Raw genomic sequence first — 19791 nt, 5'->3', positions numbered from 1 at the left:
GATCTCCAGTGTTCTTTGGAAAGGGGAAAAAAGGCTGCATAGGTTCTACCTACCCAGTGCCCCGGTTTTAACGAATTGACCCCAAGCACCTCCCCCCACGACTCTGAATCCATCGATGCAGATCAACCTCTTTTTTTGTGCAGGGCACCACGACGATGACATTCGACTGGAATTACATGTTTGGTTTGCTCGGCGATGCCGAGTTCTGGCGCGCGACGTGGACGGTGATCAAACTCAGTACCCTGACCTGGCTCTTGAGCATTGCCCTGGGCTTTCTGCTGGCGCTGGCCAAGCAATCCAAACACCCACTGCTCAGCGTGCCGGCGCGTGGCTATATCTGGCTGTTCCGCAGCCTGCCGCTGCTGGTGCTGCTGATCTTTATCTACAACCTGCCCCAGGCGCTGCCGGGCACTTCGGCGGTGCTGGCCGATCCGTTCTGGTCCGGCCTGCTGGCGTTGGTCATATGCGAAACCGCCTACGTCGCCGAGATCCATCGCGGCGGCTTGCTCTCGATCCCCAAGGGCCAGGGCGAAGCGGCGCGAGCGCTGGGGCTGCGGTTTTTCGGCACCCAGTGGCGCGTGGTGATCCCCCAGGCATTGCGCGTGGCGCTGCCGTCGCTGGCCAACGAATACATCTCCATCGTCAAGCTCACCTCGCTGGTGTCGGTGATCTCGCTCACCGAAATCCTGATGGTCGGCCAGCGCCTGTATTCGCAGAATTTCCTGGTGATCGAAACCATGGCGGCGGTGGCGTTCTTCTACGTGTTTATCGTCACGGTGTTCGACTTTTTGCTCAAACGCCTGGAGCGTTTTCTCGATGTGAACCAGCGCAACGTCTCCCGCGTGCCGGACGCGGCGGTGCTGGCCCTGGCCACCCAACAACGTCCGGCCATCGAGCGCCCGGCCAGCACCGGCGTGGCCGCCTTGCAAGCCTCGCGGTTGCACAAGGCCTATAACGACATCGAGGTGCTCGGCTCGGTCAACCTGCAGGTGCAGCCCGGTGAAGTGGTGTCGGTGATCGGGCCGTCGGGTTCCGGTAAAACCACGCTGATCCGCCTGCTCAACGGCCTGGAGCAACTGGACAACGGCGAGATCCACATCAATGGCCTGCCGTTCATTCACCTGAACAAAGTCGACCCCCAAAAGCCGCGCTACATCGAACACGCCGAGCACCGTCTGAACATTGGCATGGTGTTCCAGAGCTTCAACCTGTTCCCGCATTTGAGCGTGCTCGACAACCTGCTGATGGCGCCCAAATACCACCGCCTGGGCACCACCGCCGAGCTCAAGCAACAGGCCTACGCGCTGCTGCACAAGGTCGGCATGCTCGATCACGCCTGGAAGTACCCGCACCAGCTGTCGGGCGGCCAGCAGCAACGCGTGGCCATCGCCCGCGCCTTGATGATGCGCCCGCAAATCATGCTGTTCGACGAGCCCACCTCGGCGCTCGACCCGGAGAAAGTCAACGAAGTGCTGCAAGTGATCGAAGCGCTGGCCGAGGAGGGCATCACCATGGTGATCGTCACCCACGAAATGAACTTCGCCTTCAAGGTTTCCGACCGCATCGTCTTTATGGAGAAAGGCCGCGTGGTCTGCGATGACACCCCGAGCGCCTTGCGCAGCGGCCACAACCCACGCGTGGAGGCGTTCCTCAAGGACGTCTCGCTGGCGTGATCTCTTAACCGTTCAGAGCACAACAAAATGATCGAGCAATCGCAAATCGAACAATTCCAGCGTGACGGCTTCCTGGTGGTCGAAGGCGTGCTGTCGGTGGACGACGTGGCCGCGCTGCAACACGACTTCGACCAGTGGGTAGAAGAGAGCCGCAGCCACGACCAGGGCTGGGGCGCCACCGTGGATGGCCGCGCGCGCTTCGACCTGGAAGGCGACCACCGCGCCGATCACCCGTCGTTGCGCCGGGTCAGTTCGCCCACCGAGATTTCCCCGGTGTATGAGCGTGTGGCGCTGCAGTCGCGCATGGCGGCAATTGCTGCGCAGTTGATTGGCGGCGCTGGCGCGCGTTTCCACCACAGCAAGATCAACTCGAAACTGCCGCACACCGCGACCCAGGTGAAGTGGCACCAGGATTTTCTGTTCACACCCCACAGCAACGACGACATCGTCACCGCGTTGCTGATGGTCAGCGAAGTCACCCCGGAAAACGGCCCGCTGAATGTGATCCCCGGCAGCCATAAAGGCCCGCTGTGGTCGCACTGGCAGAACCAGCGTTTCACCGGTTCGGTGGACGACGCCGTGGTCGAGGAGCACTGCCAGCAACCGGTGGCCTGCTACGGCCCGGCCGGTTCCGTGTGCTTTATGCACACGCGCCTTTTGCACGCTTCCAGCCCTAACGAGACCGAACTCCCGCGCACTCTGTTCATCGGTGTTTACGCCGCTGAAGACGCGCTGCCATTCGGCGAAAACCCTTTGCCCAGTGCACACGCCGGCCTGCTGGTGGCCGGTGAAGAAAGCGGCCTGGTGCGCTCCACGGACAACCACATGCGCTTGCCGCAGAAACCCCGTGGTGCGTCCTTCTTCGTGCAACAGGCCGGACAAGATTCTGCCACTGCCTAACCTCCTTTAAACCTTGCGGGTAATGACCATGACAGCATTTCGTAACAGTGTTCGCCCCCTTGCCGTGTGCCTGTTGGGCGCAGCGGTGGCCATGACTTCGTTGGCGGCTGCGGCCTTCCAGAAAGACGGCAAGATCGTGGCCGGGTCGGACGTGACGTTCTTCCCCTACGAGTACATGGATAACAACAAGCCGGCCGGCTTTGATATCGAATTCATGGACGGCCTGGGCAAGGTCATGGGGCGCCAGGTCGAGACCCTCGACACGCGCTTTCCCAACCTGATCACCGGCCTGCAAGCCGGGCGTTTTGACGTGACCAACTCGTCGATGTACATCACGGCGGAGCGGGTCAAGGTCATCGACATGATCCCCTACCTGAAAAGCGGCGAGTCGATCCTGACCCTCAAGGACAGCAAGTTCCAGCCCAAGACCCCGGAAGAATTCTGCGGCCACAAGATCGGCTCCATGGGTGCTACCTCATGGCTGGCGCAGATGAACAAGCTGTCCACCGAGTACTGCGTGGCCAAGGGCCTGAAACCGATCCAGATCAGCGAATACAGCACCGACCCGCAAACCACCCAGGCCCTGTTGGCCCACGCGGTGGAAGCGCAGATCACCGACGCCGCCGTGGCCCGTGGCGTCATCGACAAGCTTGGCAATCGCGTGGTGATTTCGTCCGACACGTTGATCTACCCGGTGCTTAACGGCTTCGGCGTGAAGAAGGGCAATGACACGGTGAAACAAGCCCTGCTCGATGGCCTGGAAAAATACCGCGCCACCCCGGAATACGCCGCGTTGCTCAAGAAGTACAACTTCGAGGCGCCAACCGAGGCCGACCTTGCGGCGCTGATGCCCAAGTAATTGATTGCGTGCGCCGCAGCCCGCTGCGGCCACGCCTTGCGGAGTAAGCTTCATGGCGTTATCCCACGAAGAACAGACGCGCATCGACCTGGCGGCGACCTTTCGCATCATCGCCCACCTGGGCATGCACGAAGCGGTGGCCAACCACTTCAGCGCGGCGGTGTCGGCCGATGGCAAACAGTTTTTGCTCAACCCGAAGTGGAAGCACTTCTCGCGGATCCGCGCCAGTGACTTGCTGTTGTTGAACGCCGACGATCCCGGCGCGGCCGACCATCCCGATGTGGATTCGACCGCCTGGTCGATCCACGGGCAGATCCACCGGTTGCTGCCGCAAACCCGCGCGGTGCTGCACCTGCACCCGGTCTACACCACCGCCGTGGCGTGCCTGGCCACGCCGCATATCCCGCCGATTGACCAGAACACCGCGCGCTACTTCAACCGCGTGGCGGTGGACGAACTCTACGGCGGCATGGCCGACACCGAGGCCGAAGGCGCGCGCCTGGCCGGGCTGCTTGATGGCAAGAGCCGCTTGCTGATGGGCAACCACGGCGTGATGGTCACGGCGCCGTCGATTGGCGAAGCCTTTGATGACATCTGGACCCTGGAACGCTCCTGCCAGATCCTCGTCACGGCGTGGTCCACCGGGCAGCCGCTGCGGGTGTTGTCCGATGAAGTGGCGGAGAAAACCGCGCGGGGCTGGGAAGGCATCGTGGATTTCTCGCTCCGGCATTTTGAAGAAATGAAGCAGTTGATGATCGACGCCGACCCTTCGGTACTCGATTGAGGAGCGCCCTATGACTTTTTCCGTTGTGGCCCGTTGCGCCGAAACCGGCCAGCTGGGAATTGCGATCAGCTCGTCGAGCATTGCCGTCGGCGCGCGCTGCCCATGGCTGCGTGCCGGGGTGGGCGCGGTGGCGTCGCAGAACATCACCTTGCCAAGCCTGGGGCCGCAGGTGCTGGATCTGCTCGAGCAGGGCATGGCGCCGAATGAGGCACTGGCGACCTTGGTTGCGCAGGATCACAGCCAGTATCGCCAAGTGACCGTGATTGATAGTCAGGGCCGCACTGCGCATTTCAGCGGCGCGCAAACCTTGGGCATTCACAATGCCGTGAGTGGCGAGCAGTGCGTGGCGGCGGGGAATATGCTCGCCAACCCCGGTGTGATCGAGGCCATGGTGCACGCGTTTGAGCACGCCTCGGGGCACCTTGCCGAGCGCCTGCTGGCGGCGATGCAGGCCGGCGTGGCCGGCGGTGGTGAGGCGGGCCCGGTGCATTCGGCGGCGTTGGTGGTGGTGGATGCGCTGCCGTGGCCCATCGTCAATCTGCGCGTGGATTGGGCCGACGAAGACCCGATTGGCGCCCTCGACCGACTCTGGCAGGCCTATCGCCCGCAGTTGCAGGACTACATCGACCGCGCGCTCAACCCGCAGATCGCCCCTGGCTATGCGGTGCCGGGAGATGACCGATGAGCAGCAGCCGCGAGTTGCTCGCGCAACTGGTGCGCTTTGACACCACCAGCCGCGAATCCAACCTGGCCTTGATCGACTTTGTGCGCACCTATTTGCAAGACCACGGCGTGGCCTGCGAGCTGGTGTACAACGAACACAAGAGCAAGGCCAACCTGCTGGCGACCATCGGCCCGGCCGACGTGCCGGGCATCGTGCTGTCCGGGCATACCGACGTGGTGCCGGTGGACGGCCAGCGCTGGAGCGTGGCGCCGTTTGAACTGACGCAGAAGGGCGGCAACCTGTACGGGCGTGGCACGGCGGACATGAAGGGTTATATCGCCTGCGTGCTGGCCTGTGTGCCGGCACTGGTGCAGGCGCCGTTGCGCATGCCGGTGCATATCGGGCTGTCGTATGACGAAGAGGTCGGCTGCCTGGGCGTGCGTTCGCTGATCGAGCGCTTCCACGGGCAAGCGGTCAAGCCGTTGCTGTGTGTGATCGGCGAGCCCACCGAACTCAAACCGGTGCTCGGTCACAAAGGCAAGTTGGCGATGCGCTGTGAAGTGCATGGGGCGGCCTGCCATTCGGCCTATGCGCCTGCGGGCGTCAACGCGATTGAATACGCCGCGCGCTTGATCAGCCAGCTGGTGCGCATCGGCGACGGGCTCAAAGCGCCGCAGCATCTGGACGAGCGCTTCGACCCACCGTTTTCCACGGTGCAAACCGGCTTGGTCACCGGCGGCAAGGCACTCAACATCGTGCCGCAGAATTGCACCTTTGATTTTGAAGTGCGCGCACTGCCGGCCCAAGACCCTTGGCAGGTGGCGCAGCAATTGCGCGACTACGCCGAGCAGACCTTGCTGCCGGCGATGCAGGCGGTGAGTGACCAGTCGGCGATCAGCATCAGCGAGTTGTCCAGTTACCCGGGTTTGGCTACTTCATTGGAGAGCCAGGCGGCGCAGTGGGTGGCGCAGTTTTGTGGCTCGCAGGAGTTTGGCACCGTGGCGTTTGGCACCGAGGGCGGACTGTTTGACCAGGCGGGAATCCCCACGGTGGTGTGCGGGCCGGGGAGCATGGAGCAGGGGCACAAGCCGGATGAATTTATCAGCGTGGAGCAGTTGGAGGCGTGTGACCGGATGCTGGAGCGGGTGGTGGCGTTTGTCAGCCAGTAAAACGCTCTCAAATCCTACACAGGGCAACTGTGGGAGGGGCTTGCCCTGTGTTGTGTCATTGAGATTTCAGCTTTTGGCGACGCCTACTCGCCACTGCGCCGGTGGCAACAGCCCATTGACCAGGTAATTGCCCACAATCCGCGACTTGTACACCCGCGGGTTGTGGTTCGCCAACGTCCGCGCATTGCGCCACAGGCGATCCAGCGCCTTGTCGCTGGCCGTGGCACTGGCGCCCAGTGCATCGAACAGTGCGGTGGTCGCCGCGAGGGTGGCGTCCACCACTGGATTCACCGCCAGGCACACTTCCAGTTCCGCCAGGGCCACGTGCGGGTCGTCATCCTGCAGCGGCTGCTCATGGCCGATCACATACTGCGCCGTCTGCTCCAGGCGCCGGGCCGCTTGTTGGGCGATGGCCTGGGCGGCGTAGGCCTGGCTGGCGACTTCGCCGATAACCTGCAGCAGTTGCACGTCCTGGCCTGCGGTGTCGGCGTTGCCGGTGGTGAAGGTGCGCGCGCGTTGCTTGAGTTCTTCGGCGCCACTCAAGGCCGCGCGACGGGCGATGCCGGCGAGGGTGCTGAGGTGGTAGAGCTGGAAGAACGATTGGCCATGGCCGAAACGCTGCTGGGTGGGGCGAACGTCGTTGTCCATCACCGGCGCATTCTCGAACACGCAGGTGCCGCTGGCGGTGAGGCGTTGGCCGAAGCCATTCCAGTCGTCGACGATCTGCACGCCGGGCGCCTTGAGGTCGACCACCACGCTGTACACCGTGCCGTCTTCACCGGTGGCGATGGTGTTGATCAAGTCGCTGTAGAGCGCGCCGGTGGTGTAGAACTTTTTGCCGCTGATGCGCAAGCTTCCGGCTGCGTCGCGGTGCAGGCGGGTGCCGAAATCGCCACGGGCCTGGGTGCCGACTTCGGTGCTGCCGGGGGAGAGCAGGGCGCCCTGGCCGAGGCGGTCGAGCCACTTGGCGCGCCAGTCGAGGTCCTTGGCGCTGAGCACGTCTTCGCAAAAGCCGAAGTGCCCGCGCAGGGCCTGGGTAATGTTGGAGTCGGCGGCCGACAATTCGGTGAGCAAGCTCAGCAGTTCCACCAAAGTGGCGTCGTGGCCGCCGTAACTGGCCGGCAAACGCCAGCGCGGTAAGCCCAGTGCGTTCAGTTGTTGTATGGCCTCGGCCAGGCTGGCGCGGGTTTGATCCGCCTCGGCGGCCTGCGCGAGGATCTGCGCAAACAGCGGGCGAAACGGCGCGGCCAGGTGTTCATAGCGCTCGGACGGCGGTGCGCCCCAGATGTTCAAAGCGGGAGTCGACATGCAATGGACCTTGCAGAAAGTGGTTCAGGTGCTGGGGTCCAGTGGTCTGGTGACGCCACCCTAACCCAGGGGCGGCGAAGTTTTTAATACGAAAAATAGCTATCGAGCTGCACGGCGGTTCTATCCATAGTGCCGAACAGTATTAAACCCGGGCGTTTTATTGCGATAGCTTCTACGCCAAACGACCAGACTGCACGCCCACGGATGGTTGAGTCAGCCATTAACTCTGTGGATCTTCCCCATGATCAATCGCCGTAATCTGCTCGCCGTGCTCGCGCTCACTGCCTTCATCCCTTCCGCTTGGGCAGCAGAGCCCTTGACCCTCACGGTGGGCGACCAGTTCTTCTCCAATCGCATCGTGCTGGAGCTGTCCGGCGAGTTGAAAGACTTGCCCTACAAGATCGACTTCAAGCGCTTCAACACCGGCTCGCCGGTGGCCTCGGCCGTCGCCAGCGGCGCGCTGGACGTGGGCATCGTTGGCGACACGCCGGTGATCAGCCTGGCCGCCAACGGCGCGCCGGTGAAGGTGGTCGCCAGTACCCAGACCAGCCTCGACGGCGTCGGCATTGTGGCGCGCAAGGGCATTCATTCGGTGGCCGACCTCAAAGGCAAAACCGTGGCGATCTGGAACGGTTCCTGGAGCCAGCAACTCGCGTACAAGGCCCTGGATGAAGCCGGCGTGCCGCGCAGCAGCGTAACCTTCAAATACCTGCTGCCCGCCGAGGCCAGCCTGGCGCTGACCCAGGGCGACATCGACGCCTTCGGCACTTGGGAACCCTACGTGTCGCTACAGGAAAAAGAAGGCAGCACGCTGATCCGCAATGCCAAGGGCCTGATGAGCGCGCCCACCTACATCGTCGCGTATGAACCGGCGCTGGCGCAGAAAAGCGCGATCATCAAAGACTTTATCGCCCGCCTGACCCGCGCCCGCGTGTGGAGCAACAGCCACGTGGATGAATACGCCGAGGCCTGGTCGAAGGCCAACCAGTCTGCGCCGGAAATCGCCAAGGTGTGGTTCAAGCGCGATGCGATCAAGGTGCTGCCGATCTCACCGACGATTGTGAGCGAGGCCCAGGCCACCGCGGATTTTCTGGTGGATGCGCAGATGTTGAAGCAGCGGTATGACGTGACGCCGTTGTTTGATCGGGTGCTTTAAACGCGAGGGAAACAAGCGCTAATAGTATCGATAGGCTGCTTCTGTGGGTGCTGGGCTAGGGTTTTTTCTACTGGATCTTTCCAGAGCTGAAAATTCACTGGTATCTATAAGGAGTAGCCAGTAGGCTACAAGTGACTCTGTGACCAATACGATCGGCAGGACGCCGGAGTTTGATACATGGCTCGACGGTATGAAGGACATTTGGGGGAAAACCGCTGTTCTGACTCGGCTGGACCGAGCCGAGGAAAACAACTTTGGAGACTGTGAGCCCGTAGGCGACGGGGTGAGTGAAATGCGTGTTTTTGTCGGGCCTGGCTACAGGATCTATTTTGTACGCGCGGGCCTCACTGCTTACCTGATGCTGTGGGGCAGTGATAAAACCGATCAGAACAGAGGAATCAAACGGGCAAAAGAGATTCTCGATGCCCTGAGAGGTCAGTGAAATGAGTGAATCGAAATTCAAACCCGAGGACATGCCGATCCTCGATCTTGATACATCCGGTACCCAGGTCTACGAAGCTTCGCGCTTTCTGGACAGTCCGGAAACCATCAGCGCTTACCTGGCGCAAAGCATGAAGTCCCAGGACCCTCAAATACTGATGAAGGCGCTTGCGGAGGTTGCCAAGGCCCAGGGTGTGAACAAGGTGGCCGAGGCGGCGGGGGTTAATCGGGAGAGTTTGTACAAAACCCTTAAAGGCGGCTCCAAAACACGCTATGAAACCATCCAGAAGCTGATGCTGGCGTTAGGTGTGGAGCTGACCGTGCAACCGATTGCTGCCACGGCGCTGAAAAAACCTGCCCGCGTAAAAAGCGGGCAGTAGCCGGTAAACCCTGATATTCAAGGCGCCCCTGCGGGGGCGCGGTCCGTCAGTGCCTGGGTCACCGTACCAAACAGGGTTGCTTGTTATTGAAGCGCCAGCCCGGCATCAGAAACTGCATCGCCACGCTGTCGTCCCGTGCGCCGAGGCCCATGCCTTTGTAGAGTTCGTGGGCCTGGGCTACGGCGTCCATGTCGATGTCCACGCCCAGGCCGGGCTTGGCCGGTACCTTCACGTAGCCGCCTTCGATTTTCAGCGGTTCGCGGGTCAGGCGCTGGCCGTCCTGCCAGATCCAGTGGGTGTCGATGGCGGTGATGTCGCCGGGCGCGGCGGCGGCTACCTGGGTGAACATCGCCAGGGAAATATCGAAGTGGTTGTTGGAGTGTGAGCCCCAGGTGAGGCCCCACTCATTGCACATCTGCGCCACGCGTACCGAGCCTTGCATGGTCCAGAAGTGGGGGTCGGCCAGCGGGATGTCCACCGATTGCAGCTGGATCGCGTGGCCCATTTCGCGCCAGTCGGTGGCGATCATGTTGGTGGCGGTTTTAAGGCCTGTGGCGCGGCGGAACTCGGCCATGACTTCGCGGCCCGAGTAGCCGTTCTCGGCGCCGCACGGGTCTTCGGCGTAGGCCAGCACATGGTGCTGATCACGGCACAGGCGGATGGCTTCTTTCAGCGACCAGGCGCCGTTCGGGTCGAGGGTGATGCGTGCATCGGGGAAGCGTTCGGCCAGGGCGGTGACGGCTTCGATTTCGGCATCGCCGCTCAACACGCCGCCCTTGAGCTTGAAGTCGTTGAAGCCATATTTGGCTTTGGCGGCTTCGGCCAGACGCACCACGGCTTCTGGAGTCAGGGCCGTTTCATGGCGCAGGCGGAACCAGTCGTCGTCGGCGTCGGCTTCGTTGCGGTAAGCCAGGTCGGTGGCGCTGCGGTCGCCGACATAGAACAGGTAGCCGAGCATTTTCACCGCGTCGCGCTGCTGGCCTTCACCGAGCAAGGCGGCCACCGGTACTTCTAGGAACTGCCCCAGCAGGTCGAGCAGCGCGGCTTCCATGGCGGTGACGGCATGGATGGTGATGCGCAGGTCAAAGGTTTGCAGGCCACGACCGGCAGAATCCCGCGAGGCGAAGGTGCTGCGCATCTGGTTGAGGATGCGCTGGTATTGGCCGATCGGTTGGCCGATCACCAGGCTGCGCGCGTCTTCCAGGGTTTCGCGGATGCGTTCGCCGCCGGGCACTTCACCGACGCCGGTGTTGCCGCTGCTGTCCTTGAGAATCACGATGTTGCGCGTGAAGTACGGCCCATGGGCGCCGCTCAGGTTGAGCAGCATGCTGTCGTGGCCGGCCACCGGGATGACCTGGAAGTGCGTAACGATTGGAGTAGTCATGGCAGGTTCCTGAATAAGCTCAAAGAGGTTTGCTGAGGGCGGCGCCCGTTGGCTGTGGGCTCGGCGCGGCCAGCGCTGCCGACGGCGCGGTCTTGGCGAAGAACACCAGGATCGCCGCCAGCACCGAGGTGCCAGCCAGGCCGTAAAGGCCGCCCTGGATCGAACCGGTGGTCTGTTCCAGAAAGCCGAAGGTGGTCGGCGCGACGAAGCCGCCCAGGTTGCCGATGGAGTTGATCAATGCGATCACCGCCGCGGCGATGCGTACATCCAGGTAGCCCTGGGGGATCGGCCAGAACAGCGACGACGCCGACTTGAACCCGATGGCCGCGAAGCAGATCGCCACAAAGGCAAAGATCGGCCCGCCAGTGGTGGACATGAACATGCCCGCCGCCGCAATCAACAGTGCCGCCGCTACCCAGGCCTGCTGGAACTTGAACTTGCCCGACAGCGAGGCGAAGGCGTACATGGCGATGATCGAGATCAGCCAGGGGATCGAGTTAAAGAAGCCGACTTGCACATCGCTCAAGTCGCCCATTTTCTTGATGATGCTCGGCAGCCAGAACGTTGCCGCGTAGATCGTCAGTTGGATGCAAAAGTACAGGGCGCAAAACAGCATGATCTGGCGGTCTTTGAGCAGCTTGCCGATGGTCGGTTTTACCGTGGTCAGCGCTTCGCGCTCGCGTTGTTCCTGGTCGATGGCGTCGACCAGGGCGTCCTGTTCCTCGCGGGTCATCCATTTGGCGTCGTGGGGTTTGGAGTCGAGCCAGAACCACACAAAGAAGCCGATGGCCACCGAGGCCAGGCCTTCAATGGCGAACATCCACTGCCAGCCGTGGAAGCCAAATCCTTCGATCTGCAACAGCACACCCGACAGTGGGCCGGAGATCAGCGAGGCCACCGCCGAGCCGCTGAGGAAAATCGCGATGGCCTTACCGCGTTCCACACCTGGCAGCCAGCGGGTGAAGTAGTAGATCACCCCGGGGAAGAAGCCGGCTTCGGCCACGCCCAGCAGAAAACGCAGGATGTAGAAGTGGGTTTCGTTCTGGATGAACGCCATCAGCGTGGCGACGATGCCCCAGGTGAACATGATGCGGGTCAGCCAGATACGCGCGCCGACCTTTTGCAGCAGCATGTTGGAGGGCACTTCGAAGAGGGCGTAGCCGATGAAGAACAGCCCGGCGCCAAAGCCATAGGCCGCAGCGCCAATGCCCAGGTCATGCTCCATGTGCGTGCGCACAAAGCCGATATTGACCCGGTCGATGTAGTTGAGGATGAACATGATCACGAACAGCGGGAGCACGTGGCTCTTCACTTTGCGCACGGCGCGCGCCAGAACCGGATCACTGTTTGAAGCAGCAGATGCATGGCTTGAATTGTTCACAATTCAAAACTCCCCCTGATTATTTTTATGCGGGTTTGCGTGTTTTGTTGATAGACATCATACAAGTGGTTTTCTTTTGTTAGCAATCGGGGTTGAGTGTTTTTGTGATTATAAGGCGATGTGCGAGTCTGATGATTTGGTTATTTGCTTAGTATTTATTGGGTTTGTAGCAGGTATTTTACAGCCGCCAATGAGCGCAAATCTCTGGAGGGAGCGCCAGGGCGATATTTGGGACAAGACCGCTTAAGGTTGGTTGTCATACAAGCTGAGGGTTTTTTTAATCCACACAAACGAAGCCGTCTGGCGCGGTGTTAAGCTCCCACCAGCTCAGCCCCGTGGACCCGTCGCAATGCCGATTGATAGTGGACCCCCCGTCCGTAAACGCTCCAACAACCTCGCCCAGGGTGTGGTTGAAGACCTGACCCAGCGCATCCTGCTCGGGCACTTGAAGCCCGGTGAAAAACTGCCGTCCGAATCCACCATCGTGCTGGAGCATGGCGTCAGTCGTACGGTGGTGCGCGAGGCGCTGTCCAAATTGCAGGCTTCGGGGTTGGTGGAGACGCGTCACGGCATCGGCACCTTTGTGCTGGAGCAGCACGCCCAGCAGGGCCTGCGCCTGCACGTGGACACGGTGGCCAGCGTGCGCAACATGCTCGAGCTGCGCCTGGGCCTGGAGGTGCAGGCGGTGGCGCTGGCCGCGTTGCGCCGCAGCGACGCGCAATTGGCGCACATGCGCGCCGCCCTGGACGACTACCAGGCCTCCCTGGCCAACAACGACAGCTGCGTGGAAGAGGACAAACGCTTTCACCAGTTGATCGCCGAAGCCACCGGCAATACCTTCTTCAGTGAAATCATGCAGCACCTGGGCAACGCGATGATCCCGCGCACCCAGGTCAAGGGGGCCGAGCGCGGCGGTGCCGACTTTGCCAAGCTCGGGCAGGTGGCGAACCTGGAGCATGAAGCGATCTTCAATGCGATCAAGCGCCAGGACCCGGACGCCGCGCGCGCCGCGATGGTGTTGCATTTGACCAACAGTCGCGACCGGTTTTCGGGGGAGTAGGGCGTTGAACCAGCACACTTTATCCGCGCGCCTGGAGCGCGTGGCGGCGAACATCCCCGTGGGTGCGCGCCTGGCCGATATCGGCTCGGACCACGCCTACCTGCCGGTGGCCTTGCTGCGCCGTGGCCTGATTGCCGCGGCGGTGGCGGGCGAGGTGGCGACCACGCCATTTCTGGCAGCCCAGCGCACCGTGCGTGACAACGGCCTGGAGCAGCACGTCACGGTGCGCCTGGCCGATGGTTTGGCGGCTGTCGCGCCGGGCGACGGCATCACGGCGATCAGCCTGTGCGGCATGGGCGGCGAAACCATTCGCGACATTCTCGAGCGCGGCAAGGCCCACCTTGGCGGCCATGAGCGCCTGATCCTGCAACCCAATGGCGGCGAGCAACCGTTGCGGCTTTGGTTGATGCAGAACGGTTACGCGATCCTCAGTGAAGAGCTGCTGCGGGAGAACCGTTTCTACTACGAGATCATCGTCGCCGAGCGTGCCGACGCGGTGGCGTATAGCGCCGAAGAGTTGTACTTCGGCCCGCTGCAATTGCAGGCACGCAGTCCGGTGTTCATCGCCAAGTGGCAGCGTATGTTGCGCGAGAAGCGCAAGACCCTGGCCAGCCTTGAGCGCGCGCGCCAGGCGGTGCCGGAAGATAAGATCCGCGAGATTGCCCGGCAGGCCGAGTGGATTGCCGCGCTGTTGGCCTGAGAGCCTTTCATTCAATTGTGATTACCAGGGAAACACACCATGGCAGACGCCACTGACCAAGCGTTCTATGACCGCGCCGACGCGCATATCGAGCTGTCGAACGAGCAGCTCAAGACCTTCGAAAACCTCGGCCAGGTCAGCGCCTCGATGATGTTCGGCACCACGCGCTTCAATGCCTGGGCCTGTGCGCGCAACTTCAAGTCCGGCGCGCATATGGCCGAGGAGCGCGAGGCGATGCTCAAGTATTTCTGTGATCAGTACCGGATGATGCTTGAGGACAACCTTGATGATCACATCAAAAATTTCGAGCAGTACATGCAGCCCAAATAACCCAACGGTTACAGGTGTGCCCGCGGCCCTGAGTGCTTTTGCCCCATTTTGGCGCGTGCTACGCGGTGCATGGGTCTGCCAACCGCCCTATTTCAGGGCTGTGTGCTGGCGGCCCGTATCTTGCTAGAGCCAAGCTAATCAATGACATGGCGTTTTGCCGTTAGTCATTTCAAGGCTTCGCCCACCGTTGTATCGCGTGGGTGGTTTTAGGGAGTAGTCGGACATGCACAGTTTGTTATCACCCGGTATCCGCCTGCTTGGACGTTTTGGTTTCGCGCGCAAATTCCAGATCCTGTTTTTCCTGTTCATGCTTCCCCTGGCGGGTAGCCTGTGGATGATCGGCCAGGACTATCGCGACAAATTAGGCGTGATTTCCAGCGAGCAGTCCGGCGTTCGCCAACTATTGGCCCTCGACTCACTGGATGGCCAACTGACCGCGCAGCGCAACCTGGCCGCACGCTGGAAAGCCGCCGACATCCTGCACGCGCCGACGCCGGCGGCCAAGGCGGCGATGGACAAGGTCGATGCCAATTTCCCGCTGATCCAGCAAAGCCTGCAAGCCCTGGGCGATGAGTTGAAAACCCAGAATGCCAGCGCCGACATCCTGGCGCGCTTCGAGGCGTTGCAGGCCACGGTCAAGGGCATGGACTCGCCGTCGCTGCGCACCGTTGGCTGGTGGCCGGACGGCTACGACCGTTTCACCTCGGCCTTAAGCGCGATGCAAACCCTGCGCGAGCAGATCACCCTGGACGCCGGGCTGATCCTCGATCCGTGGCTGGAAACCTATATGCTCATGCAGATGGGCACCCAGCACACGCCCGACCTGATCGAGCGCATCGGCCGTATGGCCAGCGTTGGGCAGTCGTCGATCGCCTCCGGGCAGTTCACCTTGCAAAGCCGCTTGCAGATGCGCGACCTGCGCAGCCGCATTGGCGACGCACGCGACCAGCTCGCCAAGGCCGCTGCTTCGCTCAAAGCCAAGCAATACGCCGGCATGGAACCGTGGACCGCGCAGTACGACACCACCCTGCAACTGCTCGATAACGAACTCAAGGTACTCGACGACGGCGTGTTCGGCGGCACCATCAAGCTCGACACCGCCGGCTTCGAACGCAGCGTCGACGCCACCCTCGGCGCGCTGGGCGCGCTGCGCATTCAGTCGCTGAACTCCCTCGATGCGCGCCTGAGCTATTACCACCGCCACGCGAACGCGCGGTTTATCCCGCTGGCGGCAACCTTTGGCCTGTTGGCACTGGCGGCGCTGTACCTGTTCATGTGCCTGCAAGCTTCCATCCGCCGCAGTGCCAGCGGTATTACCACGCTGGCCGAGTCCCTGCGTGACGGCAACCTGTGCGTGGAAGTGGCGGTGGAAGGGCGCGACGAACTCGCGGCCATCAGCACGGCGCTGAACGTGGCGGTGGTGCAGTTGCGCACCAGTTTGCTTGGGGTCAATCATGAGACCCAGCAACTCGGCTCAGCGGTACTCACCCTCAATTCGCAATCGGGCAGCACCCTCAACGAGGTAGAGGACCAGCAGCATCAAATCAGCCAGATTGCCGCCGCCGCCACGCAGTTGGCCGCTACGTCCATGGGCGTGGCCAGGAGCTGTGAGCAGGCGTCGGGCAGCGCCCAGCAGACTCGGCGGATTGCCGAAGACAGCAGCCGCGACAGCCAGCGCACCACGGCGAGCATCCAGCAACTCAACCAGCGCCTCACCGATACCGCCGATGCGCTGCAGCAAGTGAGCCAGCAGGGGCAGCAGATTCAATCGGTGGTCGACACCATTCGTGGCATCGCCGAGCAAACCAACCTGCTGGCACTGAACGCGGCCATCGAAGCGGCGCGCGCCGGCGAGCAGGGCCGTGGTTTTGCGGTGGTGGCCGATGAAGTGCGCAGCCTGTCGCAACGCACCCAGGCCTCGACAGCGCAGATCGCCGGCACCGTCGACAGCCTGCGCGCCACCGTGAGCCAGGCGGTCAACCTGATGGGCGCCGCGTGCGAACAGGCGCTCACCGATGCCGAGTCCGTCACCGGGCTGGGCCTGCGCTTGGGCGAGATTGCCGGTGCGGTGCAAAACGTCACCGACACCCTGGCGCAAATCGCCACGGCGGTGGAAGAACAGGCCGCGACGGCGGATGAAGTGAGCGGCAATATCCAGCAAGTCGACCAGGCCGCAGGCCGCCTGCTGGACGGCGCGCGAGCGGTCAACCGCGCGGCGGACACCCTGAGCAAAGGCAGCCAGGCGTTGAGCGACAACACCGCACGGTTCCGCTTGAGTTAAGCGCCGAAACTTCCGATGTGGGTGTGTCAGTGAGTACAGCTGCAGCTGATACACCACCATCGGTGGCAAGCCCTCAGCCCTACGCGAATTACTTGGCTGTGGTGCGCAGCACCTCAATCCACAACGCACCCTTGCCCGACGCCGCTTCCCCCACACGCTTCAACGCCCCCTTGGCACTGATCGCATAAGTACCCACCGTGTCGCTTTTCTCCCCAGTCACCAGCAACCACTGTCCGTTGGGCGAAAACGCAATATTGCGCGGCTGCTTCTCAACCACCGGGTAGTTGTCGATAAAGCGCAGGCCGCCGGTGCCCGCGTCCACCGCAAACGCCGACACCGAGCTGCTGGTGCGTTCGCTCATCAACAGCAGCTTGCCGTCCGGCGACAGGCGCAGGTCGGCCGCCCAGATGCGTGGGGTGGGGTCGTCCTTCAAATCATTGTTGCGCGAGTCACGCACTTCGCCGTGGGCCAGTTTCAAGCGCTCGGGAATGCCATTGGCCACGCCGATCTGGGTCAACGCGCCGCTGTTGCCATCAATGGAAAATGCCGTGACGGTGCCGCTCATTTCGCCGACTACATACAGGTATTTGCCGTTGGCCGAAAACGCCAAATGGCGCGGCCCGGTGCCGGTCGGCACGCTCACGTAGCCACTGCCGATCGGCGAGAGCGCGCCGGTGTTGGCGTCGAAACGGTATTGCAGCACATGGTCACTGCCCAGGTTGCCGGCGTAGGCAAAGCGATTGCTCGGGTCGGTGCGCAGCGAGTGGGCGTGCGGGCCGGTTTTATAGGTGAGGATCGGCTCGGGCTTGGCGATGGGTTGCACGCTGAGGGTGTCGGCACCGTACGAAGCAGCGAGCAGATAACGCCCGGCGCGGTCGGTGGCCAGGTACGCCATGCTTTCGGCCAGTGGCGCCTTGGACTGCGGCGTCAAATGCCCGCTCACCGGGTCAACGCTGAACGCCTGGACCTGAAACGGCTTGACCCGCAACGCCGCAAACAAGGTTTTACCGTCAGGGCTCAGGGCCATCGGGTTGACCTGATCGCCGGCCGTCACCTGCTCGACCAGGCTCAGCGCACCGTTACTCTCGTCAAGGCGGTACTGGGAAATCAACCCATCACCGGGGCTGGAGATGTACGCAAAGGTAGCGGCGTTGGCTTGCATGCTGAGGCCACAGACAACGGCAGCGGCCATGAGAAGGGGTTTACTCACGAGAGATCCTTTATTTTTATGATTGTGGTCAGTCATCGTATGACTGTATCCGGATCTGAGCAATAGCGTTTTGCAGAGAGGGCGAGGGTCTTTCAAACGAAGCCGATCAACTGCGGTGTTTTCAGCGACTCACTTGGCAAACGCATACTCGCCGCCCTGTTCCACCGCCTTGCCATACGCCGGCCGTGCCTGGAAGCGCTGAACCCACGCCGCCAAATGCGGGTACGCCTGCAACTTGCCCTGGGCCTTGGCGATTTCGCCAATAAAACTCATCTGGATATCCGCGCCACTCAACTCATCACCCAGCAGATACGCCTTATCCGCCAGCGCATCATTCAGGTAGCCGAGGTAATTGGCCACCTCGGATTCGATACGCGGATGCAACGGCGCGCCAGCATCGCCCAGGCGGCCGACATAGAGGTTAAGCATCAGCGGCAACATGGCCGAGCCTTCGGCGAAGTGCAGCCATTGCACATAGGTGTCGTACTCGGCCGTCGCAGGATCCGGTTGCAGACGCCCTGCGCCATGGCGGCGGATCAGGTAGTCGATGATCGCAGCAGACTCGATCACCACGCGGCCTGCATCTTCAATCACCGGGGACTTGCCCAGTGCATTGATCGCCTTGAGCTCCGGCGGCGCGAGGTTGGTTTTCGGGTCGCGCTGGTAGCGCTTGATTTCGTACGGCAGGCCAAGCTCTTCCAGCAGCCACAGGATGCGCTGCGAGCGCGAGTTGTTGAGGTGGTGAACAGTGATCATGGGAACTCCGCGGGGCTTGGGGGGTGTAGGAACAGACTGCGGCGGCGCCGCAGAGTGCCGTCAATCAGCGTGTCACTTCCAGCGCCGTGTATTCATACACCGAGTTCAGCTTGCTCGACGTCGTCCCCAGCGTCAGGGCCACACCCAGGTCTTCGATAAACGCGCGCGAGGTCTTGTAGTCGCCCTGTTCGCACTCAAGCTTGATCGCGTCGCCGGTCAGCGCGGCAAACACCTGTTTGGCCGGGAAGCGCTGGCCAATCTTGCAGGTCATGGTGGTTTCCACCGGCGTGTCGGTGGGCTTGCCTGGCACATTGGCCATGCGCAGGCGCGCGCTCAAGGTCTGGCCCGGCGTCCAACCGGTTGGCACGTTCAGCTCGATGTCGCGGGTTTGCAGGACCTGGCCGTCGCCGATGCCGTTCATCTTCGACTTCAGCTGGATCAGGTCGGCCTGCACCAGGCGTTCGACGTGGAAGTTTTCGCTGTAGATCTCGTCCTTGTTCAACAAGCCCCCGGCGGCGGCTGCGAAGGTCACCGAGGTTGGCGTGTCCTTGCTGCCATCGCTCTTGGTCGCCACGTAGGTGTAGTTGAGGGTCTTGAACTTGGGCTGCAGCAGCGGCGAGTTCAGGCTCTGCAGCACATTGGCCGGCACGGCGACATCGTTGATGCTCGGCTCAACCACGGTGCGTGGGTAATCCACCGGCGCGATGTCCGGGCGCAACCACACCAGCAACGCCGCGTCGACGCCACCCTGCACCGAGCAGCTGACGCGCGATTGCGTGCCTTGCTTGCCTTCCGGCTCCACCAGCAGCACGCGCTCTACGTTGCGGGTGCCCGGTGCGGTGCCGGGGCGCGGCTTGATCGCCTGCCAGCGATCGCCGACCTTGAGCTCGCTGCGAATATAGTCCCCGTTACCTTTTTGCAGGCGCGCCGGTTGGTCCAGCAGCGGCGCGAGGCGCTTGGCGACCTCATCGACATTGCCCTCGACCACGAAGCCCCAGTAATAGTAGAGGCCCAGCGAGCCGAGGTCGGTGGCCTCGTCGTTGTACGACAGCAGCTTCAAGCCCGCGATGGGTGGCGCGCTGACCGGCACCGAGTTGGCGTTGCGGTCGGCACGGTTTTTAACCGCGATCCAGGTGAAGTCCTTGTCCTGCTTGAGGGGCGCATAGGCCTGCCAGGCATCGCGGTGGGTGTTCAGGCTGCTGAAGAAGGTGGCGTCGCAACGGGCGAAGGCCTTGAGGGTGTCGGTCAGCGCGGCGTCGTCGGCTTGGGCGACGGCGGGCGCGAGCAGGGCAGAGGCGAGGAGCAGGGCGGACGCGGGCAACTTCATAAAGCAGGACTTCCGTTTCGGGGCGTTG

19 protein-coding genes are annotated in these 19791 nt (G+C 62.3%); 13 read left to right on the top strand and 6 right to left on the bottom strand.

Annotation, left to right across the window (positions count from 1 at the left end; all coding sequences use genetic code 11):
* Positions 1-155 precede the first annotated feature (155 nt).
* Genes AC0IYH_RS22955 through argE form a run of 6 tightly spaced genes read left to right on the top strand, consistent with a single transcriptional unit; the run spans position 156 to position 6049 of the window.
* A complete protein-coding gene (locus AC0IYH_RS22955; protein ID WP_471836349.1) occupies positions 156-1673 on the top strand; it encodes an amino acid ABC transporter permease/ATP-binding protein in 1518 nt (505 codons plus the stop codon).
* A 27-nt stretch (positions 1674-1700) separates the two neighbouring features.
* Positions 1701-2573 carry a phytanoyl-CoA dioxygenase family protein gene (locus tag AC0IYH_RS22950; protein WP_471836347.1) on the top strand — a complete coding sequence of 291 codons (873 nt, stop codon included), beginning with the start codon at positions 1701-1703 and terminating at the stop codon, positions 2571-2573.
* Positions 2574-2601: 28 nt separating this feature from the next.
* Complete coding sequence (locus AC0IYH_RS22945; RefSeq protein WP_122773479.1) at positions 2602-3432, top strand: ABC transporter substrate-binding protein; 831 nt, start codon at positions 2602-2604, stop codon at positions 3430-3432.
* Between the two features lie 52 nt (positions 3433-3484).
* Complete coding sequence (locus tag AC0IYH_RS22940) at positions 3485-4216, top strand: class II aldolase and adducin N-terminal domain-containing protein (RefSeq protein WP_116626363.1); 732 nt, start codon at positions 3485-3487, stop codon at positions 4214-4216.
* 10 nt (positions 4217-4226) lie between these two features.
* Positions 4227-4901 (top strand): DUF1028 domain-containing protein, encoded by a 675-nt coding sequence (locus AC0IYH_RS22935; protein WP_471836346.1) that lies wholly within the window; start codon positions 4227-4229, stop codon positions 4899-4901.
* Positions 4898-6049 carry an acetylornithine deacetylase gene (argE, locus tag AC0IYH_RS22930; RefSeq protein WP_471836345.1) on the top strand — a complete coding sequence of 384 codons (1152 nt, stop codon included), beginning with the start codon at positions 4898-4900 and terminating at the stop codon, positions 6047-6049. The genes AC0IYH_RS22935 and argE overlap by 4 nt, the downstream gene beginning before the upstream one ends.
* Positions 6050-6115: 66 nt before the next feature.
* Here the strand turns inward: argE and AC0IYH_RS22925 are convergent, their stop codons facing one another.
* Positions 6116-7357, bottom strand: coding sequence for an acyl-CoA dehydrogenase family protein (locus AC0IYH_RS22925; protein ID WP_116626366.1), 1242 nt, complete (start codon positions 7355-7357; stop codon positions 6116-6118).
* A gap of 241 nt (positions 7358-7598) precedes the next feature.
* Here AC0IYH_RS22925 and AC0IYH_RS22920 point away from each other — a divergent pair, with 241 nt between their 5' ends.
* The 3 genes from AC0IYH_RS22920 (at position 7599) to AC0IYH_RS22910 (ending at position 9334) form a co-directional block, all read left to right on the top strand.
* Positions 7599-8513 (top strand): ABC transporter substrate-binding protein, encoded by a 915-nt coding sequence (locus AC0IYH_RS22920; RefSeq protein ID WP_116626367.1) that lies wholly within the window; start codon positions 7599-7601, stop codon positions 8511-8513.
* Between the two features lie 139 nt (positions 8514-8652).
* Positions 8653-8955: a type II toxin-antitoxin system RelE/ParE family toxin gene (locus AC0IYH_RS22915; RefSeq protein ID WP_116626368.1), complete on the top strand. Its 303-nt coding sequence runs from the start codon at positions 8653-8655 to the stop codon at positions 8953-8955.
* Position 8956: 1 nt separating this feature from the next.
* Positions 8957-9334: an addiction module antidote protein gene (locus tag AC0IYH_RS22910; protein ID WP_116626369.1), complete on the top strand. Its 378-nt coding sequence runs from the start codon at positions 8957-8959 to the stop codon at positions 9332-9334.
* Between the two features lie 58 nt (positions 9335-9392).
* Here AC0IYH_RS22910 and gudD read toward each other — a convergent pair whose 3' ends face one another.
* Together gudD and AC0IYH_RS22900 are read right to left on the bottom strand one after the other, a co-directional pair.
* Positions 9393-10718 carry a glucarate dehydratase gene (gene gudD / locus AC0IYH_RS22905; protein ID WP_471836343.1) on the bottom strand — a complete coding sequence of 442 codons (1326 nt, stop codon included), beginning with the start codon at positions 10716-10718 and terminating at the stop codon, positions 9393-9395.
* 19 nt (positions 10719-10737) lie between these two features.
* On the bottom strand, positions 10738-12099 hold the full coding sequence (locus AC0IYH_RS22900; RefSeq protein WP_122773397.1) for an MFS transporter: 1362 nt from the start codon (positions 12097-12099) through the stop codon (positions 10738-10740).
* A 349-nt stretch (positions 12100-12448) separates the two neighbouring features.
* Between AC0IYH_RS22900 and AC0IYH_RS22895 the strand changes: the two genes are divergently transcribed.
* The 4 genes from AC0IYH_RS22895 to AC0IYH_RS22880 all read left to right on the top strand — a co-directional run bounded on the left by AC0IYH_RS22895 (position 12449) and on the right by AC0IYH_RS22880 (position 16470).
* Positions 12449-13159, top strand: a complete 711-nt coding sequence (locus AC0IYH_RS22895; RefSeq protein ID WP_122773396.1) for a FadR/GntR family transcriptional regulator — start codon at positions 12449-12451, stop codon at positions 13157-13159.
* A 4-nt stretch (positions 13160-13163) separates the two neighbouring features.
* On the top strand, positions 13164-13859 hold the full coding sequence (locus AC0IYH_RS22890) for a tRNA (adenine(22)-N(1))-methyltransferase (RefSeq protein WP_471836341.1): 696 nt from the start codon (positions 13164-13166) through the stop codon (positions 13857-13859).
* A 39-nt stretch (positions 13860-13898) separates the two neighbouring features.
* Positions 13899-14189 (top strand): DUF3144 domain-containing protein, encoded by a 291-nt coding sequence (locus tag AC0IYH_RS22885; RefSeq protein ID WP_116626374.1) that lies wholly within the window; start codon positions 13899-13901, stop codon positions 14187-14189.
* Between the two features lie 223 nt (positions 14190-14412).
* Positions 14413-16470, top strand: coding sequence for a methyl-accepting chemotaxis protein (locus AC0IYH_RS22880; RefSeq protein WP_471836340.1), 2058 nt, complete (start codon positions 14413-14415; stop codon positions 16468-16470).
* Between the two features lie 88 nt (positions 16471-16558).
* On the opposite strand, the gene AC0IYH_RS22875 is transcribed toward AC0IYH_RS22880, so the two are convergent.
* From AC0IYH_RS22875 to AC0IYH_RS22865, 3 genes are all read right to left on the bottom strand, one after another.
* Positions 16559-17680: a lactonase family protein gene (locus tag AC0IYH_RS22875; RefSeq protein WP_471836338.1), complete on the bottom strand. Its 1122-nt coding sequence runs from the start codon at positions 17678-17680 to the stop codon at positions 16559-16561.
* Positions 17681-17809: 129 nt separating this feature from the next.
* Entirely contained in the window at positions 17810-18436 is a 627-nt protein-coding gene (locus AC0IYH_RS22870) for a glutathione S-transferase family protein (protein ID WP_471836336.1), read from the bottom strand.
* Between the two features lie 64 nt (positions 18437-18500).
* Positions 18501-19763: a hypothetical protein gene (locus tag AC0IYH_RS22865; protein ID WP_116626378.1), complete on the bottom strand. Its 1263-nt coding sequence runs from the start codon at positions 19761-19763 to the stop codon at positions 18501-18503.
* Positions 19764-19791: the final 28 nt, after the last annotated feature.

The sequence above is a fragment of the Pseudomonas sp. AC463 genome (assembly GCF_979253585.1).
The sequence above is the reverse complement of the archived record's forward strand: the minus strand, read 5'-3'. Positions and strand labels throughout refer to the sequence as shown.

What these genes read in the sequence shown, in the direction of transcription:
- AC0IYH_RS22955 (WP_471836349.1), top strand. Translation starts at nt 156, where the DNA reads ATGACATTCGACTGGAATTACATGTTTGGTTTGCTCGGCGATGCCGAG.
- AC0IYH_RS22950 (WP_471836347.1), top strand. Translation starts at nt 1,701, where the DNA reads ATGATCGAGCAATCGCAAATCGAACAATTCCAGCGTGACGGCTTCCTG.
- AC0IYH_RS22945 (WP_122773479.1), top strand. Translation starts at nt 2,602, where the DNA reads ATGACAGCATTTCGTAACAGTGTTCGCCCCCTTGCCGTGTGCCTGTTG.
- AC0IYH_RS22940 (WP_116626363.1), top strand. Translation starts at nt 3,485, where the DNA reads ATGGCGTTATCCCACGAAGAACAGACGCGCATCGACCTGGCGGCGACC.
- AC0IYH_RS22935 (WP_471836346.1), top strand. Translation starts at nt 4,227, where the DNA reads ATGACTTTTTCCGTTGTGGCCCGTTGCGCCGAAACCGGCCAGCTGGGA.
- argE (WP_471836345.1), top strand. Translation starts at nt 4,898, where the DNA reads ATGAGCAGCAGCCGCGAGTTGCTCGCGCAACTGGTGCGCTTTGACACC.
- AC0IYH_RS22925 (WP_116626366.1), bottom strand. Translation starts at nt 7,357, where the DNA reads ATGTCGACTCCCGCTTTGAACATCTGGGGCGCACCGCCGTCCGAGCGC.
- AC0IYH_RS22920 (WP_116626367.1), top strand. Translation starts at nt 7,599, where the DNA reads ATGATCAATCGCCGTAATCTGCTCGCCGTGCTCGCGCTCACTGCCTTC.
- AC0IYH_RS22910 (WP_116626369.1), top strand. Translation starts at nt 8,957, where the DNA reads ATGAGTGAATCGAAATTCAAACCCGAGGACATGCCGATCCTCGATCTT.
- gudD (WP_471836343.1), bottom strand. Translation starts at nt 10,718, where the DNA reads ATGACTACTCCAATCGTTACGCACTTCCAGGTCATCCCGGTGGCCGGC.
- AC0IYH_RS22895 (WP_122773396.1), top strand. Translation starts at nt 12,449, where the DNA reads ATGCCGATTGATAGTGGACCCCCCGTCCGTAAACGCTCCAACAACCTC.
- AC0IYH_RS22885 (WP_116626374.1), top strand. Translation starts at nt 13,899, where the DNA reads ATGGCAGACGCCACTGACCAAGCGTTCTATGACCGCGCCGACGCGCAT.
- AC0IYH_RS22880 (WP_471836340.1), top strand. Translation starts at nt 14,413, where the DNA reads ATGCACAGTTTGTTATCACCCGGTATCCGCCTGCTTGGACGTTTTGGT.
- AC0IYH_RS22870 (WP_471836336.1), bottom strand. Translation starts at nt 18,436, where the DNA reads ATGATCACTGTTCACCACCTCAACAACTCGCGCTCGCAGCGCATCCTG.
- AC0IYH_RS22865 (WP_116626378.1), bottom strand. Translation starts at nt 19,763, where the DNA reads ATGAAGTTGCCCGCGTCCGCCCTGCTCCTCGCCTCTGCCCTGCTCGCG.